This is a genomic window from Flavobacterium chungbukense (genome assembly GCF_020805785.1).
GTDB classification, from domain to species: Bacteria; Bacteroidota; Bacteroidia; order Flavobacteriales; family Flavobacteriaceae; genus Flavobacterium; species Flavobacterium chungbukense.
Genome location: NZ_JAJGZV010000012.1, coordinates 39,157 through 56,092, shown reverse-complemented (window position 1 = coordinate 56,092; position 16,936 = coordinate 39,157). Strand labels below are relative to the sequence as shown.

The 16,936-nt window shown below is 33.3% G+C and carries 18 protein-coding genes; 6 read left to right on the top strand and 12 right to left on the bottom strand.

Annotated elements, in window-relative coordinates:
* Positions 1–31 precede the first annotated feature (31 nt).
* The 4 genes from LL966_RS22015 (at position 32) to LL966_RS22000 (ending at position 2,942) form a co-directional block, all read left to right on the top strand.
* Positions 32–1,129 carry a PepSY-associated TM helix domain-containing protein gene (locus LL966_RS22015; protein WP_229356291.1) on the top strand — a complete coding sequence of 366 codons (1,098 nt, stop codon included), beginning with the start codon at positions 32–34 and terminating at the stop codon, positions 1,127–1,129.
* A gap of 207 nt (positions 1,130–1,336) precedes the next feature.
* Positions 1,337–2,068 (top strand): beta/alpha barrel domain-containing protein, encoded by a 732-nt coding sequence (locus LL966_RS22010; RefSeq protein WP_229356290.1) that lies wholly within the window; start codon positions 1,337–1,339, stop codon positions 2,066–2,068.
* Between the two features lie 78 nt (positions 2,069–2,146).
* Positions 2,147–2,506, top strand: a complete 360-nt coding sequence (locus LL966_RS22005) for an immunity protein Imm33 domain-containing protein (RefSeq protein ID WP_229356289.1) — start codon at positions 2,147–2,149, stop codon at positions 2,504–2,506.
* Positions 2,507–2,537: 31 nt separating this feature from the next.
* The gene (locus tag LL966_RS22000; protein ID WP_229356288.1) at positions 2,538–2,942 is read left to right on the top strand and encodes a hypothetical protein; all 405 of its coding nucleotides are present in this window, start codon (positions 2,538–2,540) and stop codon (positions 2,940–2,942) included.
* Here LL966_RS22000 and LL966_RS21995 read toward each other — a convergent pair.
* From LL966_RS21995 to LL966_RS21960, 9 genes are all read right to left on the bottom strand, one after another.
* The gene (locus LL966_RS21995; protein ID WP_229356287.1) at positions 2,916–3,362 is read right to left on the bottom strand and encodes a copper resistance protein CopD; all 447 of its coding nucleotides are present in this window, start codon (positions 3,360–3,362) and stop codon (positions 2,916–2,918) included. The two genes, LL966_RS22000 and LL966_RS21995, sit on opposite strands and share 27 nt — an antisense overlap.
* Positions 3,363–3,383: 21 nt before the next feature.
* Complete coding sequence (locus LL966_RS21990; RefSeq protein ID WP_229356286.1) at positions 3,384–4,100, bottom strand: anaerobic ribonucleoside-triphosphate reductase activating protein; 717 nt, start codon at positions 4,098–4,100, stop codon at positions 3,384–3,386.
* On the bottom strand, positions 4,054–4,221 hold the full coding sequence (nrdD, locus tag LL966_RS22780; protein ID WP_262909506.1) for an anaerobic ribonucleoside-triphosphate reductase: 168 nt from the start codon (positions 4,219–4,221) through the stop codon (positions 4,054–4,056). The genes LL966_RS21990 and nrdD overlap by 47 nt, the downstream gene beginning before the upstream one ends.
* On the bottom strand, positions 4,202–6,325 hold the full coding sequence (locus LL966_RS21985; protein ID WP_262909505.1) for a ribonucleoside triphosphate reductase: 2,124 nt from the start codon (positions 6,323–6,325) through the stop codon (positions 4,202–4,204). The genes nrdD and LL966_RS21985 overlap by 20 nt, the downstream gene beginning before the upstream one ends.
* A gap of 12 nt (positions 6,326–6,337) precedes the next feature.
* The gene (gene ric, locus LL966_RS21980) at positions 6,338–7,069 is read right to left on the bottom strand and encodes an iron-sulfur cluster repair di-iron protein (RefSeq protein WP_229356285.1); all 732 of its coding nucleotides are present in this window, start codon (positions 7,067–7,069) and stop codon (positions 6,338–6,340) included.
* A gap of 28 nt (positions 7,070–7,097) precedes the next feature.
* Complete coding sequence (nadB, locus tag LL966_RS21975) at positions 7,098–8,612, bottom strand: L-aspartate oxidase (protein WP_229356284.1); 1,515 nt, start codon at positions 8,610–8,612, stop codon at positions 7,098–7,100.
* Between the two features lie 30 nt (positions 8,613–8,642).
* The gene (gene nadA, locus LL966_RS21970) at positions 8,643–9,575 is read right to left on the bottom strand and encodes a quinolinate synthase NadA (protein ID WP_229356283.1); all 933 of its coding nucleotides are present in this window, start codon (positions 9,573–9,575) and stop codon (positions 8,643–8,645) included.
* Positions 9,576–9,778: 203 nt separating this feature from the next.
* Complete coding sequence (locus LL966_RS21965) at positions 9,779–12,133, bottom strand: mechanosensitive ion channel domain-containing protein (protein WP_229356282.1); 2,355 nt, start codon at positions 12,131–12,133, stop codon at positions 9,779–9,781.
* 109 nt (positions 12,134–12,242) lie between these two features.
* Complete coding sequence (locus LL966_RS21960) at positions 12,243–12,488, bottom strand: hypothetical protein (protein ID WP_229356281.1); 246 nt, start codon at positions 12,486–12,488, stop codon at positions 12,243–12,245.
* Between the two features lie 90 nt (positions 12,489–12,578).
* On the opposite strand from LL966_RS21960, the gene LL966_RS21955 reads away from it, so the two are divergent.
* Positions 12,579–12,872 carry a winged helix-turn-helix transcriptional regulator gene (locus LL966_RS21955; RefSeq protein WP_229356279.1) on the top strand — a complete coding sequence of 98 codons (294 nt, stop codon included), beginning with the start codon at positions 12,579–12,581 and terminating at the stop codon, positions 12,870–12,872.
* A 151-nt stretch (positions 12,873–13,023) separates the two neighbouring features.
* Here the strand turns inward: LL966_RS21955 and LL966_RS21950 are convergent, their stop codons facing one another.
* The 3 genes from LL966_RS21950 to LL966_RS21940 form a co-directional block, all read right to left on the bottom strand.
* Positions 13,024–13,353, bottom strand: coding sequence for a DUF4870 domain-containing protein (locus tag LL966_RS21950; RefSeq protein ID WP_229356277.1), 330 nt, complete (start codon positions 13,351–13,353; stop codon positions 13,024–13,026).
* 124 nt (positions 13,354–13,477) lie between these two features.
* Positions 13,478–14,215: a LytR/AlgR family response regulator transcription factor gene (locus tag LL966_RS21945; RefSeq protein ID WP_229356275.1), complete on the bottom strand. Its 738-nt coding sequence runs from the start codon at positions 14,213–14,215 to the stop codon at positions 13,478–13,480.
* Between the two features lie 2 nt (positions 14,216–14,217).
* The gene (locus tag LL966_RS21940; RefSeq protein WP_229356273.1) at positions 14,218–16,236 is read right to left on the bottom strand and encodes a sensor histidine kinase; all 2,019 of its coding nucleotides are present in this window, start codon (positions 16,234–16,236) and stop codon (positions 14,218–14,220) included.
* Positions 16,237–16,483: 247 nt separating this feature from the next.
* Between LL966_RS21940 and LL966_RS21935 the strand changes: the two genes are divergently transcribed.
* Positions 16,484–16,933, top strand: coding sequence for a hypothetical protein (locus LL966_RS21935; protein ID WP_229356271.1), 450 nt, complete (start codon positions 16,484–16,486; stop codon positions 16,931–16,933).
* The last annotated feature ends 3 nt before the right edge of the window (positions 16,934–16,936 follow it).

Genomic DNA, 16,936 nt, shown 5'->3' with positions numbered 1-16,936 from the left:
GATTATCTACATTTGGATTTTATTGCAAATTATGACCAAAGGTTTCAAGAATACAATTAGGCAAATACATTTGTGGCTCGGTTTAGCATCGGGCCTCATTGTTTTTATAATAAGCATTACTGGATTTCTTTATGTTTTTGAAGAAGAAATTCGTGATTTTTCACAGAAAGAATATCTGCATGTTCCCGTTCAGGAAAAGCCATTTATTGGTTTAAAAACGATTATTGAAAATTATGAACGTCTTGAACCTAAACAGAAAATTACGGCTTTAAAAATAAATAGAGAAGAGCCAAATGCAACGGTCGAAATTTCTACCAAAAAGAAAAAGACGTACTATTTTAATCCGTACGATGGAAGTTTAATCAACCAGCAAGGTTCAGATTGGTTAAATACGGTTTTAGAAATACATCGAACTTTATTATTGGGCGAAGTTGGGGAGTTTATTCAAGGTTGGTCCGTTGTCATTTTCATCATAATGTTGATTACGGGTTTGATTTTATGGTTTCCAAACCAAAGGCGCTTACTTAAACAATCTTTAAAAATAAAATGGGGCGGTTCTTTTAAAAGAGTCAATTTTGATCTGCATCAGGTGTTAGGATTTTACGCTTCCATTTTTTTGCTTTTAATTGCTTTTTCGGGAACTTATTTTAGATATGATACCGTCAAAAAGGGAGTGAGTTTAGTCACAGGAAGTAAGCTCAGAAAAGGAGATGAAATAGTTTCTAATGCTAAAATCAATTCGACAACAATTCCCGTTCGTTACCATACTATTTACGAAAATGCCAATGCAAAATATCCTGGCGCAACTTCAGTTTCTTTTTCGATTAGAAAAACCGGCGAACTTCGATTAAGAATGATATATCCGAATAAATGGGCAAGAAACCAAAACACTATTTTCTTTGATGGTAAAACAGGGCAAATGCTTAGAACTAAATTATACAAAGACAATAATGCTGCCGACGTTTATGAAGCCAGTAATCACGATTTACATACAGGTGTTTTCTTTGGTCTTATTGGAAAAATAATCTGGAGTTTGGTTAGTTTAATTGGAGCTTCTTTACCCATTACTGGATTTATTATTTGGTGGAAGAAAGGGAAGAAGTCTAAAGGAAAAAAGGTTAAGAGTTAAAAGTTGGAAGTTTTTTTTAAAAAAATATAAATCGCAAATGTCTTTGGCTTTGCGATTTTTTTTGTTCTAAAGGTTTATAAAAATGACTTTCTATATTTCACTACAAATTTTCCTTAACTCATTACAAAATGTAATTTTCCCTTTATATTTTGTAAATAAAATAAATTTCAATGTTCTACATTTGGTCGAAATGTAAAAATTACGGCCATGCAGATCAACTTAAATTTAGACTCATTTTGGGCAAGCAAAAAGAAAGTTTCTCTTTGGGAAAGATTATTCAAAAGGAATAAAACGATAAATAAAGCATTGACAACACCAGAAATAATTGGTGGAAATTGTCAAGGTTTATTGCTGAAAAATGAAAATATAAAGTCTTTTCTTTTTTCTACAGATATGGCACTTATCGAAAATAACGATGCCGATGCAATTCTAGCGGTTTATCCTTTTCCACCTTCACCAAAAATCATCAAAACGTTGATTGATTTTGCAGGAAAACCAATTGTCTGCGGTGTTGGCGGCGGAACAACCAAAGGTAAAAAATCACTAGAAATGGCGATTTATGCTGAAGAAGTTGGCGCGGCGGGAATTATTGTCAATATTCCGTTTGAGAATAAAGACATTAAAAAAATTAGAGAGAAAGTTTCTTTACCGATTATAGCAACCGTTACTTCTTCCGATTATGATTTTCTCAAAGGAAAAATCGATGCTGGAGTTGCTATTTTTCACGTTTCTGGTGGAGCAAATACGAGTAAAATTGTAAAAGAAATTGCCGATAAATTTCCAGATTTTCCAGTAATGGCAACAGGTGGAAAAAGTTTACACAGTATCGAACAATCTATAAATTCTGGCTCAAGAGCAATTGTGCTTTCGCCGCCTTCAAATAAGGATTTGTTTAAAACGGTGATGGATAAATATAGAAAGACTTTTGGGAGTTTATAATTGATTATTCGTTTTGCCTATATTTGTTTATAAATGTAAAATTAGAATATTTTTCATTTTGTAAATGAACCAATAAGGATGAGTAAATTAATCGAAATTCAAAAACAAATTTGTAATAAATACGGAAGTAAATTTGAAACTTGCGAGTTACATCTAAAAGTTGGAATCTCACTAAATATAATTGAGAAAAACTATGAAATGCCAATTCACGCACTAAGACTTCGTGTGGAAAACGGTACAAATGGCTGGTATATCTGGGCTGGAGATTATTCTGAAGATGATGATTTCTTTAAGCCCTTACATGCTTCTCACTTAGAGGAATATTGTCCAGTACTTTTGCCTTATTTAGGATTAGCGCCTGGAAATAGATTTTTAATTGCAGAAAATGGGAATTACGTAGATGTGTGGGAAGATTTGTCTTTACTTGAATATAAATAAAAGTAGCAAAGTACTTTAAATAGATCAATCGATGAAATGGAACCTTGTCATTTTAATTTTGTTGCTAATTTCTTGTAATAAAAAGAACAATGCTGTAATTGTAACAGATGATAATTCTGCTAGTTATTTTCGAAGAAAACTCGAGAATAAAAAATTGATGGACAGCTTGGATAATCTTGTTATGAGCAAAGGAGATACTTTAGCTTATAATGAATTAAAAGCCATTCATTATATCGGCGAACAAAAATTTACAGGATTTCTTTATTATGCATTGATAATGTCAAACAAATACAATTATAAAGTAGCTTCTTATGATGTTTATGATATTCTAACCACAAATGAAAAATTTTTAGACAAAGAAACAAGAAGAATGGCAGATGAATATTTAATAAAAAGTAAGCGATACAAATCAAATCCCGCCATAACGAAGCGTTGATCCTAAAACCAACATTGCGACCCCAATAGAAGTAACCGAAATAATAATCAGAGCAATTCTGTTAATATTCTTTTCATTCAAATTCGGAATCACATAAAACTGTGCACAGATTGCGCAGAAGAAAGTACAGAAAAGCAAAATCAATTTTATTGAAATCACTTTTTCAAATCCACTTTTAAAGGCAAACCAGGTTTCAATGGTAATGCCAAAATCATACGCCATCCAGATTCCTGTAATAATTAATAAAGCAAGAGAAGACATTCCGAGAACTTCAAATTTCTTTTCAAAACTTAAAATAATATGCGGATCTTTTTTTCTTAACGCTGTTGGCAAATAACAAATGGCCAACAATAAATGTCCGCCAACCCAAACCGTGGCCGCCAAAAGATGAATTATTAAAACGAAATGATGTGTGCTCATAATGAATTCATTTTAAGGTTGTTACTCTCTAAAAATAATTTTTATTTTTGGGGTAGAGAAGTTTTTAAGCCTGATTTCTTTATTCGAATTGTCTAATTCTGAAAGTGTTGGCACATTATTTACAAAGTGCTGAACATAATAATTTCCTTCAAAATTTTGAGTTTCTAAATATTCAATCATCTTCACAAAATCGTCTTCTGAAATTAAAGAGGAATGAAAAGTAGTACGCACTTCAAACGGGATATTTGACTGAATTAAAAGATTTAAACTTACTTCAAATTCAGAAAATAAGCCTGATTGCGTTAGTTTTTTAAAGGTATGAGGAAGACTTTTATAATCTAACGCGACATAATCAATTAATCGATTACGAACCAGGCTATTCAATATTTTCGGGTTTGAGCCATTGGTGTCTATTTTAACTGCAAATCCCATTGTTTTGATTTCTTTTATAAAATCAATTATTTTATGATGTAAAGTACATTCACCGCCGCTTAAAACTACTCCGTCCAACAATCCTTTTCGGGTTTTAAGAAAATTCAAAACAGTTTCAAAATCTATTTTTCCTTTTCCTAAAACAATATCAGGATTGTAGCAATATAAACACCGCATGTTACAGCCTGCAAACCACACTATGCAGGCCGTTTTATGCGGATAATCTAATAAAGTAAAAGGCGTGAGGCTAAATATTCCTTTAATAGATAATGCTTTCTTCGAAATGTTTGCGTTGTTGGTGTTCACCTTTTTTTCCGATATTAAAACTTTCCACAGGTCTGTGATATCCCATTACGCGGGTGTAAACCAAACATTTGCTTCTTTCGTTTTTGTGTTCTGTTAAAACTTTATGCGTTTTTGTTTTCATAAGCCAAGTGTTTTTGATTGTTTTTTTGAAGTAAAATTTCATCACATTTCGGGCAATATTCATGTTCTCCGTTCAAATAACCATGAATTGGGCAAATGCTGAAAATTGGTGTTACGGTTATGTAAGGCAGTTTGAAATTGGTTAAAACTTTTTTCACGAAGTTTTTACAAGCTTCTGGGCTGCTTATTTTTTCTCTCATATAAAGATGCAAAACCGTACCGCCAGTATATTTACATTGTAATTCGTCCTGAAGCAATAAAGCCTCAAAAGGATCGTCGGTATAATCTACCGGAATCTGGGAACTATTGGTGTAATAAATGTTTTCGTTTTGTCCCGCTTGCAAAATATCTGGGAAACGCTTTTTGTCTTCTTTTGCAAAACGATACGTTGTTCCTTCGGCGGGAGTGGCTTCAAGATTGTAAAGATTTCCCGTTTCTTCTTGAAACTCTTTCATTCTTAAACGAATATGATCTAGAATTTCGGTAGCAAAATGAATTCCTGAACTACATGTAATATTCTGTTTTCCTTCAGAAAAATTAATTACCATTTCGTTCATTCCGTTTACGCCAATTGTCGAAAAATGATTTCTAAAATGTTCCAAATAACGTTTTGTGTATGGATACAATCCGCGATCGTACATTTGCTGAATAAAGACTCTTTTTTTCTCTAAAGTCGACTTGGCGATTTTCAATAATTCATCCAAATGAGCAAACAAATTGATGATATTTCCTCGATGCAGAAATCCCAAACGTGCCATGTTAATCGTAACAACGCCAATGCTTCCCGTCATTTCTGCACTTCCAAAAAGCCCGTTTCCTCGTTTTAATAACTCTCTTAAATCGAGCTGTAATCGGCAGCACATACTTCTAACCGCATTGGGTTTGTATGCTTCTGGATTTTCGATTCGATTTCCTTTTTCATCCAAAATATATTGGCTTCCAATAAAATTCTGAAAATATGACGAACCAATTTTAGCTGTATTTTCAAATAGCAAATTGACATTTTCTCCATTCCAGTCAAAATCTTCTGTAATATTTACCGTCGGAATTGGAAACGTAAAGGGCTGTCCGTTGGCATCTCCTTCAGTCATAATCGTATAATACGCTTTATTGATGAGGTTCATTTCCTGCTGAAAATCGGCATATTTTAAATTGGTTAGTTTTTCAACGCCTCTTTTTTGAGCTTCATCAAGTAAGTTTTTATCTTTTATTTTAGCGAATAAATGATCGTTATTTTGTGTCGGAATTTGTTCTTTTAAATCTTCAGGAACATTCCAATCCAAAGTAATATTTGTAAAAGGCGATTGTCCCCAACGAGCTGGTACATTCAAATTGTAAACAAAACTTCTAATTGCTTTTAAAACTTCTTCATAAGTAAGCTGATCTTTAAAAACATAAGGTGCCAAATAGGTGTCAAACGAACTGAAAGCTTGAGCGCCAGCCCATTCACTTTGCAAAATTCCCAAAAAATTAGCCATTTGTCCCAAAGCTTCTCTAAAATGAGAAGGAGGTCTGCTCTCGACACGTCCGCGAACGCCATTAAAACCTTCATTTAATAGCACTCGTAGGCTCCAACCAGCGCAGTATCCGGTAAGACAATCCAAATCATGAATGTGTATGTCGCCATTCCTGTGAGCAGAACCTTCTTCTTTATTGTATATTTTATCCAACCAATAATTGGCAATAATTTTTCCAGCAGTATTGCTTACTAATCCAGCATTTGAATATGAAATATTGGCATTCGCATTAATTCGCCAATCAGACTGATTAATATATTCTTCAACAGTTTGCGTACTGTCTATGTAAGTCGTATCATCATTTAAACCGTTAATATGTTCGCGTTGTAATTTTCGGGTATGACGGTAAATAATAAACGAACGCATGGTTTGGAAATAGCCATTTTCAAAAAGAACTCGTTCAATTATATCCTGAATTTCTTCGACTGGCCATGAATATTTAACTTCCAAACCAGAAATCACAATTTTGTAAATCTTTTTATCGAAAGGTTTATTGACACTTTGAAAAGCTTTTTGAATAGCATCCTGAATTTTGTAAGCTTCAAAAGGCTTATAATCTCCATTGCGTTTTATTACATATTTTTCCATCCTAAAATTTATTTATAGTGCTTTTTCAAAAGTTTTTTCGAGTTCGATTGCTTTTGGAAACAGAATATTATTCTCTAAATGAATATGTTTTCGTAAATCTTTTTCAAATTCTTCCAGCATTGCAAAAGCTACTTTGTATGTATTGCAAGATTCTATTGGAGGAGTATAATTGTTGGTTAAAGCCGCAATTCGTCTAAAACGTTTGCTTTCTATTTCATGGTCTTCTTTTAATGTTGCAATCGGATTTTCAATACTTAAAAAAGGGGGCGTATCTAAATAATTTCCATTGTTTTGAGCATTTTTCATTTTTATAATGAAAGGAAAAACAACCATTTCTTCTCTTTTCAAATGCGCTTTTAGGTCTAAATAAGATTTAGAAAAAATAGTATGTATTTCATGAAGTTCGGGATGAATTGCTCCTTGAACACCAGATAATTTGTTTAAATATTGAAGAATTATAGGCGCTTTTTCGTTAATATATCTATGATGTGTTTTCGTCAGATAATCTGCTATAACATCAACAGGCCATGTTTTATAATCAAAAGATTGATTAACAGTGCTTCCCTTTGCATCTAGGATGTATTCAATTAAAATAGCTTCGTCGATATCTCTCTTTTTGCAGACTTCTTCAATGGTTCTATATCCTTTACAGCAAAAATCGATATGGTATTTTGTAAAAACAGCTGCCGTTCTGAAATCATCTGCTACGATTTCGCCAATGGTACTTTTATTTGTTAGTTTCATAATGGGAGTGTATAGATTAATTTTTGGTTCAGCACATTTGTTTGTTCGGCGCCTCTTTGCATTGCTTAACTATAATTAAAGAAGTCGCTATCATATTTGAAAATTCTATAAACGGAATTGTAATTTCATGCGATTCTGTAAGTGAAACAGCATAATTATGAAGGTCTTTTATTTTTATAAAAACCAATTCAGAATCTCGTTCTTCGCTCGTGTAGAATGAAGTAACCAATTTTTGCAATTCTTTTTTTAATATTTCGAATGATAAATAATCATCAACTCGATGTGCTTTTGGAAACTTTGGAATTAATATTTTGGATGAAAAAACAAATTCGGCAATAGTTTTGTCTACATTTTCTGAGGCCTGATGCGCAAAAACCAAAGCCTCTAAAAGTGAATTGGAAGCCAAACGATTTTTACCATGAAGTCCAGTTCTTGAACATTCGCCCACAGCGTAAAGATTTTTAATCGAAGTTGTAGCATTTTCATCAACTTTAATTCCGCCACACTGATAATGAGCCGCAGGGACAACCGGAATTAAATCTTTTTCAGGTTGTATTCCTAATTCATTGCAATGTGCCGCAATTATGGGAAAATGAGCATAAAAATCGGCTTTATTCAAATGCCTGCAATCTAAGTACACATGGTCTTTTCCGCTCAAGCGAAGTTCTTTGCTGATGGCATCGGATACCATGTCTCGTGTAGCCAATTCGCCTCGAATATCATGTTTGAATAAAAATCTTTTCCCTTCCTCGTTTACAATATGAGCGCCAAAACCTCTAACGGCTTCGGAAATCAGAAACAACGGATTTTCTTTTCCATTAAACAAAGCCGTTGGATGAAACTGCATATATTGCATGTCTACAATTTCGGCTCCCGCGCGCGCTGCCATTGCGATTCCATCGCCAGTTGCAATTTTCGGATTAGTAGTATTTTCAAAAAGCTGACCGCATCCGCCAGTACTTAATACAACAGTTCGAGTTCTAATATATTTGATTCGATTGTATTTCTTTTCATAAAAAAAGGCTCCGGTACAGATCGTTTTATTCCGCTTCACTTCTGTATTCAAGTCAATCACCAGATGGTTTTCTAAAAGTTCAATGTTTGGTATTTTCTTAATGATTTTGAGCAGTTTGCGCTCAATTTCCAATCCAGAGCTGTCTTTATGATGTAATATTCTGTGTTGTGAATGGCCGCCTTCCAGACCTAAATCCCATTGTCCTTTTTCATTTTTGTCAAAAGAAGTTCCGATTTCGATTAATTCTTGAATTCTTTCGGGCGCTTGTTTAATCACCATATTAACAATTTCTTTGTCACACAAACCGCCTCCAGAACGAAGCGTATCATGAATGTGTTTACTAAAACTGTCTTTTAAATGATCTGTCACCACTGCTATACCGCCTTGTGCCAGTTGTGTATTGGTATTTTTGGCAGTTTCTTTAGTCATTATAACAATAGATAAATCTGGTCGTTTTTTTGCTGTTTTCATCGCAAAAAATAATCCCGAAATACCAGAACCGATGATCAATATATCTGTTTTAAGCATGTTATTTTGATTTTAGCGTTATTGCATTTTTTATGATAATTCAAGCATTCTTTCAATTGGTTTTAAAGCTTCTATTCTAAGCTTTTCTGAGATCTTCATTTCCGGACTTTCATTTTTAAGGCACCAATACAATTTTTCAAGAGTATTCATCTTCATGAAAGCACATTCGCTGCAAGCGCAAGTATTGTCTTCTGTGGAAGGAGCCGGAATCAGCGTTTTATCGGGTACCGCTTTAGAAAGCTCATGCAGGATACCGGCTTCTGTAGCCACAATGAAAACGGCAGCAGGATCCGTTTTAATAAAATTAATAATGCCCGAAGTAGAACCGATATAATGGGCCACTTTCAAAATATGGCTTTCCGATTCTGGATGCGCTGCTATTTTCGCATTAGGATTCTTATTATAAATTTCAATTAATTTGTCTAACGAAAAGGCTTCATGCACCACGCAAGAGCCTTTCCATAAGACCAAGTCACGTTTGGTTTCTTTCTGAAGATAATTACCTAAATTTTCATCTGGAGCAAATATGATTTTTTGTTCTTCGGGAATAGACCCGATTATTTTTTTGGCATTCGCCGAAGTGCAAACCAAATCGCTCATGGCTTTTATTTCGGCAGAACAATTTATATAAGTTACTACAACATGATCAGGATAATTTTCTTTAAACAATTTAAAATCTTTCGGATCGCAACCATCTGCAAGAGAACATCCTGCTTCCCAATCTGGAAGCAATACTTTTTTATTTGGATTTAAAATTTTAGCGGTTTCTGCCATAAAATGAACTCCTGCAAAAACAATAACATCGGCATTTGTTTGTTGTGCTTTTTTAGATAATTCAAGACTGTCACCGATAAAATCTGCTAATTCCTGGATTTCCTCACCTTGGTAATAATGAGCGAGAATTACAGCATTTTTTTCTGTTTTTAATCGGATGATTTCCTGTCTTAAAAAGTTCTTGTTCATTTTGAAAGTTGATGGTATTTATAATTTTAATACGGTAAATGTATTATCATCATTTCTTTCAAAACATGATTCAAATCATACTCTTATATATTTATTTTTTTATTTTATGCAGTCGAGAAGGTTTTTAAAGAGTATTAAATAAAAAAAGCTGCAACTCTTTTTAGAGCTACAGCTTTTTTATTATCAGGATATTTTAATTTCTTTTAACTAGAAAAATTCAAACCTTTATTTTTAAAACTCACATAAAGTTCTTGTCTTGCTGAACTTATCGTTTCTTCAGTTCTATAAATACTGCACCAGAATTTAATGAGCAGTTTGTATTTTCCGTCAGAAATAGAACTGTAATAAATCTGCGATGGTTTTGCGTTGTTTACCAAAGGAAGATTTCCAAGGGTTTCGTTTACAATGGTATTTATTTCTTCCGGAATAGTTTCTCCATTGATTTCAAAAGTAATTTCAACCAATTTAAAATTGTCCGTATACGTCCAGTTTGTAATATTTTGAGACAGCAAATTACCATTCGGAATAATAATTTCGGCACCGTTTGGCGCATTGATTTTGGTTGTTCGAAGTCCCATAGATTTTACGCGACCTGATTCTGAACTAATTTCCACAACATCGCCAATTTGGATCGGTTTATCAAAAATCAAAATAATTCCCGATACAAAGTTGTTAACGACATTTTGAAGTCCAAGACCAACACCGACACCTAAAGCTCCTAAAAGAATACTTAATTTATCTAAAGGCATTCCAGATGCGGCAACTGCCAGAAGATAACCGCTTATTAAAACTACTAATCGCGTTATTAGCAATTTAGAATGCTGCCTTTTATTGATGTTTTCTTCGTTTTCATCGTCAATTTCACCAAAGAAATACGCCACATATTTTTGCAATAAATGCGCAGCCCAAATGATAATAAAGAATAAAACAATATTACCTAGCGTAAACGTAATACTTCCGATTGTGTTTGGATGACTTAATAATGAAGCCAGAGAAGAACGAAGCGATTCCCAAATATTTAAATTGGAAGCAATCACAATCACCCACATATAACTGATTACGATGATGAAAGGTTTTTTAAGCGTGTCTGATAAACTTTCGTAATCAAACATTTTTTCGATTCCTCTTTTAACTCTTGTTGTATAAATCTGCAGTAAAATAATTTCTAAAATAATCTTCAATAAAACGCTTAAGGCCACAATTTGAGTTAAAGAAATAAATGCGGTAAGGCTTAACATATTGGAAAGTGAAACTCTTCCGAACAAATTGTAGAGAATAGATAAAAAATTTAATCCAATAAAAAGGATGCTTGCCCATTTAAAAAAGCCTTTGATGTACAATTCGTCTTTCAGTGTTTTAATCTGCACTAAACCATAGCGAATTCCTAAAAGATTAATCGCAACAAAGGCAAAACGCTGTAATAATCCGATTGTGATAAATAAATCAAGGAAGCAAAGCGCAAAGAATATTCCGATAAGGAAAAGCCAGTTTCGCATGGAAACTCCCGACCACTGATTTTTGAAAAGTATCGTTAAAGCACCAAGTAAAAGAAGTTGTATAAATTCTAAAAACAAGGCTGGCGCATATAAATTGGTGACAACCGCAATGTTTAAAGCGATTACCATTACGGGCACCATAACGCCTCGATTGAGGTATTTAAAGTTTAAAAGAGAAAGACTTTCAGAGTAACCGTTTGCTTTTAAGTATTTTATATTTCGAGAAATGTACCAGAATAAAAGACCCATAAAGAAACATAACGTAATCAATCCGCCGGCCTTGTAACCTAAATAATATTCGGCAACGCTTTCTTCAATTATTATTTTGGCTTTAATGTTGTGCGTCACTTTTTTAGAAACGGCAGAATCTCCAGTCTGCCATAAAGAAGGGTATTCTTTATTGAAAATACTGATTCCAGATTTTTCTAATTTATTTTCAACCGTAACCAAAGCATTAGAAACGGCAATTTTTCGCTCAACAGTAAGTCTTTTTTTATTGTTTAAAGTCGTTTGGTTTTTAGTCATAAGACTATCTGTGCCAACGTATCTTTTTCGAAGATTTGCAAATTCTTTTTTGAATTGCTGACGACGAATCGTATCTTTTATCAAAGTCATTAAAGTCTTATCTTTTCGAAGTTCGATAACACGACTTTTGATTTTTTCGAGACTTAGATTTTTTTCATTAATGGCTTTATTCTGATCTTCTAATTCCTGTTCAATCTCTTGAAGAACAATACGATACATCTGCTGATTGCGCACATTTGGATTGGCTCCTTTTAAACTTGCAAGAATTAAATTCAGTTTACTTTCGGTACGTTTCATTTCGCCAAAAAGATGACGCGTATCACCCGCAAAATCAATGTCATTATAGGCAGATTCTAATACTTCTCCTGCTTTTTCGATTGCCATTAAATAATCGCTGTCGGTAGCTGTAGTATCGTTGAATAAACGTCCGCGGCTTTCTTTTTTAACCTGTTTTTGTTCCTGCGCGTAATTAAACTGCGAAACAAAAAATAGAAAAAATAAGGATAGAAAATAAAAAGTACTCTTTTGAAAAATCATAATGTAAAGGCTTATTTAGGGAGTTCAAATTTAATTGTTTTTAGAAAACTTTCGGTTACTAAATATTAAATTTAAGTAAGTCTAAAACGCTTTACGATATGGGTTTATTTTATGAGTTTCTCGAAGTAATTTCTTTTCGAATTTCTTTTAAAGAATTAGAAAAGATAATGATAAATGAAACCATAGAAAAAGGGATTACAATCAAGGCTGAAAAGCCCTGTTTTGTAAACAAAAAGATAACAGCAATTATCAGAATTATATTTAGCGCAATTAAAGAATAAATTGCAACCTGAATCATTTTCTCTCTTTTAAGTAATTCTTCAAGAGTCATTTCGCTTGGTTTCTTTGTTTTCATTTTATATTTTTACGTTAGAATTGTACAAATATTCTAAAAAAAATATTCTAAAGCAATAAGTCTAATTTTTTTGACTACCTAATTAATTTCATGGAAGAAATCGAAACTTGTCCAGCACAAAGACTTTTAAAAATGTTATCTGGTAAATGGAAAGCAGAAATTTTTCGCTTGGCAGTAGAATCTCCTTTACGATTTAATAGTTTACTCAGACAAATTCAAGGTTCTAACAAACAATCTTTAGCAACCGCTTTGAAAGAATTGGAAGAAGAAGGACTATTAGAAAAAACAACGATCAAACTGAAACCTCTGCACATCGAATATAATTTGACGGAAAAAGGACAAGCTTTGATTCCTGTTTTTCAACAATTAGAGGGATTGTCTTAGGAGCAAAAGACGAAAGAGGAAAGACGAAAGAGGAAAGAAAATACATAGAAAAAGATTCTCAAGTACTACTCAATGCTACTACATCATTGATATTCTTTGAGAATCATTCCTATCCAAAAAATAAAAACGTCAGCTAAAAAAGCAAGACAGCTTAGTCGATAAAACTGAATTTATCTTCAAAGATTTTTCCGATTACCGGAATGGGTTTCTTTTGTTCGTTTGCGGCATTTATGATTCCGAAAATCCATAAAATTAAAATGATGTAGCCAACGTAGCTTAAAAAATAAAGCGGCGGAGCGACCATTACAGTTACAGACAAAGCAATATTTACAAGTAAAGAAACCAGAAAAATTCCGAATCCTTGTTTTAAATGATAGCGCACCAAATCACTTTTTGGCGTTAGATCTTTACTCTTAACAAAAGCTACAATCCATCCAATAATTGTGATATAGCTTAAAATAGACAGGGTTTTATTATTCATCGTTTTAGTATTTATTACGTCAAAAATAAATGCAGAAAACCGATGCTGAAATAGTTGGTTTGTCTATGGTAGCTTTGAATTGGTATTCGGAAAGTTTGGATTAAAAATTAACAATTGATAATTATTAATTGTCTTTCATCAAATTAAAAAACTGTTCTTTTTTGCTCCTCGAAATCGGCACAACAGATTTATCGCTCATGTGTACCATTCCTTCGCGCGAATAGCTTACAATCGAATTAAGATTAATTAAATGCGATTGATGAATGCGGAAAAACAAAGGAGGTTCTAGTAAATCTTCATAATTTTTTAATGGTTTAGAAACCATTATTTTTCTTCCGTCTATTAAAAAGAAAGTAGTATAAGAACCCGAAGTTTCGCATCTCAAAATCTGGTCTAGTTTCACTACATACATCGCTTCTTGTGTTGGCAGAATAATTCGGTCAGGCGTTTTCGAAAGATTGTGCTGTAATTCGTTTAACTGATGTTTTTCTAAAACGCGTTCTTGCAAAAGAGAAATACGCTCAATTGCCGTTTTCAGTTCCTCTGGATCAATAGGTTTTAAAAGATAATCTATGGCGCTGTATTTAAAAGCACTGACGGCATGCTGTTCATAAGCTGTTGTAAATATTAAATGAAAAGAATTGAACGAAATCTGCTGTAAGACATCAAATCCGGTTCCGTTTTGCAGTACAATATCCATAAAAACTAAATCTGGTTTTAAACGGTCAATTAATTTTACGGCTTCTTCTACACTTTCCGCGTAAGCGATAATCTGAATTTGATCTGATGCCACCATTTCAAGTATAATAGATAAAGCTTCGCGAATGCGTTGTTCGTCTTCTATAATTATTGTTCTATACATTTTTATACGATTGGAATATTGATAATAACAATGCAGCCCGTTTCATTACTTTCTAAACTGCGTTCTAAAACCTGAAAACCAGCATTTGGATATTCTTTTTGCATTTTATTCAACCTTTCGTCGGTGATTGTTGTAGACAGCGATTGATGGTTTTCATTGGCCTTCAGTTTGTGTGAAGCGTTGAGCCCGATGCCATTGTCTTTGATCGTGCAGATTAGATTTTTTAGATCGGTTTGCTGCGAAAAATAGATTTCTAACAAACCTTTTTCCTCTTTAGGTTTAGGTTTTAATCCATGTTCTACGGCATTTTCTATAAAAGGCTGAATCAACAGTGGCGGAATAAGAACGTCTTCTTCGACCGTTTCATCACAGACAATAGCATAATCGAAATTATTGTTTAGGCGCAGTTGCTGCAATTCGATATAATTTTTTAATGTACCGATTTCTTCTTCTAACGAAATAGTTTCTTTTCGAGATTGTTCTAAAATCTGTCGCGTAAGTTTTGCAAATTTATTCAAATAAGAAACTGCTGGAATAGTGTCTTTTTGCAGAATCATGCTCTGAATATTTCCTAAAGCATTAAAAATAAAATGCGGATCCATTTGAGAACGCAGTAATCGTCTTTCTAGCGAAAGTCTGGCTGCCAGATTTTCCATGGTTTCTTTTTCCATTAACTGCACTTTCAAATCGCTATTGGCTTGTTCTTGTTTTAAAACTTCTTCGCGATTTAAGTAATAACGCTGCCTGTAATAATAAGATCGAAACATAAACACCAATCCGATTAGCAAAACGCCAGCAATGCCATAGCCTAAAAGTTTGTTTTTTTGCTCCAGTTCATTTTCAAGTTCCAGTTGCTTAATCCGTTCCATTTTTTTTGAAGATTCATATCGGGCATCTGCGTTTTGCAGAAGTTTTTGTGTGCTTTCATTATATTTTAACTGATTGTATTTGGTATATAATGTGTCGTATGCGTAATAAGCATGATAATCTTTTCGCTTTATCGAAACCTCTTTTAGGCAGCTATAAAAAGTCGCAAGCAGATAATTATCCGTATACGGAAGACTTAATTGGTATTTTATTCCTTCAATAAAAAGCAATTCTGCTTTTGCGTAATTTCCTTTTTCGGTGTAATACATTCCTTGAAGTCCGATAGCGCTTCTATAAATGATTTTAATATTGTATTTTTTGGCAATTGCAGTAGCCTTTTCGAGATTGGTTAATAATGCTTTTTCGTCTATTGGTTTCGGGCCTTTTGAGTAAAGGTCAGCGAGATTAACGTAAGCGATTCCAATATTGCTTTTACTCACTATTTTAGAAGTATTTTTTTCTGCCAAAGCAATAGTTTCTTTAAAGAAATTTACGGCAACGGACCAATTTTCATTATGTCCAGAATCTAGCTGATCTGTTAAATAACCTCCAAAAGCCAATCGAGCATACAATTGACTTTCTGGATCTCCAGCTTTGGCAGCATGGTATAAAGCCTCTTTGGCATATTTTTTTACTTTTTCTGGCGAAGAAGGAGAAAACAAATAAGAGATATCTGAAGCAATTTTTGCGCATTGATCATGAGCATTTATAGAAGTAAAAAGTTCGTACGCTTTCAGTAGGTTATCCAAAGCTTGAGGTTTATCGTCTATGTACGATTTTAAAGCTCCCATTGCGAGCGAAGCAAAAGCTTTTACTCTAATTTTATTGCTTTTTTGAGCTAAAATATAGGCAGTGTCTGCGTAACGGGTAAACTCCTTTAGATGAAGCAAACGTCTTTGTGTTAATGCCAAATAAGAATAGCAAATCACTTCATCGTCGATATTCTTTTTTTTCTTAGCTAAATCTAAAGCCAGAAGCTGCATCTTTTTGCAAGAGGCAGAATCTGAAAAACGTTTGTCATATCCATAAGACGCCATTTTTTCTATGGAAGAAATTTGCTGCGCGTTTGAATACGAAAAGAACAAAATAAAGAAACAGAACAACGCTTTAAATTTGTCATTTTCTGCCGTTAGAAAAGTAGTTTTTAAGTGCATATACAATTTTAATTGAAAGCAAAGTACAAATTGCGAAGGGACTAACCAAAAAAATAAGGACTCAAATTTTACACGAAAAACCTTTATAAACAATCTTTTATAAGCTAAGCCAAAAGTAATATTTCTCAATAATCGTAAAGATTTACCAAATAAAAATCTAAAACATCCATTTACCAATTCCGAATTGTCGACAGAAGATCTTAGTAGTAATCTTGTTGTTATTAATTTTTTTTAAAACCCCGAAATTATGAATAAGAATTTTTTTACATTGTTGCTTATAGGTTGCCTTTTTTTCTCTGTTTTAACTTTTGGACAGCAAGAGGATAAACGCATAAAAATTGAGATTGCTGTCAAAGATGGAAACAAAATTGTAAAAGGCACCATACGATCAGCGACACTTTCCTTTACTAGATCTGTGGTGAATTCGGAAACGAATGAAATTAAAAACAATTATTATTTTTCTATTGATTTTGAAAAGCAAGATATTGCTTTGCTAGCCGCTTTTATGAAAAACAAATCTGGAATTGACGGACAGATTACAATGACTGATCTTTTTGGAAAACTGCCCAACAGAAAATTTGATTTTACCAAAGGAAGAATTGATTCTTTGAGCGATCAGATTACGGCTGATTACACGAGCGCTTATTTGTCACTTCTTTGTGATTCTTTAATTATTGATGGCGTTAAAATTGACTAAGGA

Bases quoted from the DNA above. Each gene is read 5' to 3' on its own strand.
- LL966_RS21955 (WP_229356279.1), top strand. From the start codon at position 12,579: ATGGAAGAAATCGAAACTTGTCCAGCACAAAGACTTTTAAAAATGTTA.
- LL966_RS21940 (WP_229356273.1), bottom strand. From the start codon at position 16,236: ATGCACTTAAAAACTACTTTTCTAACGGCAGAAAATGACAAATTTAAA.
- LL966_RS21950 (WP_229356277.1), bottom strand. From the start codon at position 13,353: ATGAATAATAAAACCCTGTCTATTTTAAGCTATATCACAATTATTGGA.
- LL966_RS21945 (WP_229356275.1), bottom strand. From the start codon at position 14,215: ATGTATAGAACAATAATTATAGAAGACGAACAACGCATTCGCGAAGCT.
- nrdD (WP_262909506.1), bottom strand. From the start codon at position 4,221: ATGAAAACAAAAACGCATAAAGTTTTAACAGAACACAAAAACGAAAGA.
- LL966_RS21995 (WP_229356287.1), bottom strand. From the start codon at position 3,362: ATGAGCACACATCATTTCGTTTTAATAATTCATCTTTTGGCGGCCACG.
- LL966_RS22000 (WP_229356288.1), top strand. From the start codon at position 2,538: ATGAAATGGAACCTTGTCATTTTAATTTTGTTGCTAATTTCTTGTAAT.
- LL966_RS21985 (WP_262909505.1), bottom strand. From the start codon at position 6,325: ATGGAAAAATATGTAATAAAACGCAATGGAGATTATAAGCCTTTTGAA.
- nadB (WP_229356284.1), bottom strand. From the start codon at position 8,612: ATGCTTAAAACAGATATATTGATCATCGGTTCTGGTATTTCGGGATTA.
- LL966_RS21935 (WP_229356271.1), top strand. From the start codon at position 16,484: ATGAATAAGAATTTTTTTACATTGTTGCTTATAGGTTGCCTTTTTTTC.
- LL966_RS22015 (WP_229356291.1), top strand. From the start codon at position 32: ATGACCAAAGGTTTCAAGAATACAATTAGGCAAATACATTTGTGGCTC.
- LL966_RS22010 (WP_229356290.1), top strand. From the start codon at position 1,337: ATGCAGATCAACTTAAATTTAGACTCATTTTGGGCAAGCAAAAAGAAA.
- LL966_RS22005 (WP_229356289.1), top strand. From the start codon at position 2,147: ATGAGTAAATTAATCGAAATTCAAAAACAAATTTGTAATAAATACGGA.
- nadA (WP_229356283.1), bottom strand. From the start codon at position 9,575: ATGAACAAGAACTTTTTAAGACAGGAAATCATCCGATTAAAAACAGAA.
- ric (WP_229356285.1), bottom strand. From the start codon at position 7,069: ATGAAACTAACAAATAAAAGTACCATTGGCGAAATCGTAGCAGATGAT.
- LL966_RS21960 (WP_229356281.1), bottom strand. From the start codon at position 12,488: ATGAAAACAAAGAAACCAAGCGAAATGACTCTTGAAGAATTACTTAAA.
- LL966_RS21965 (WP_229356282.1), bottom strand. From the start codon at position 12,133: ATGATTTTTCAAAAGAGTACTTTTTATTTTCTATCCTTATTTTTTCTA.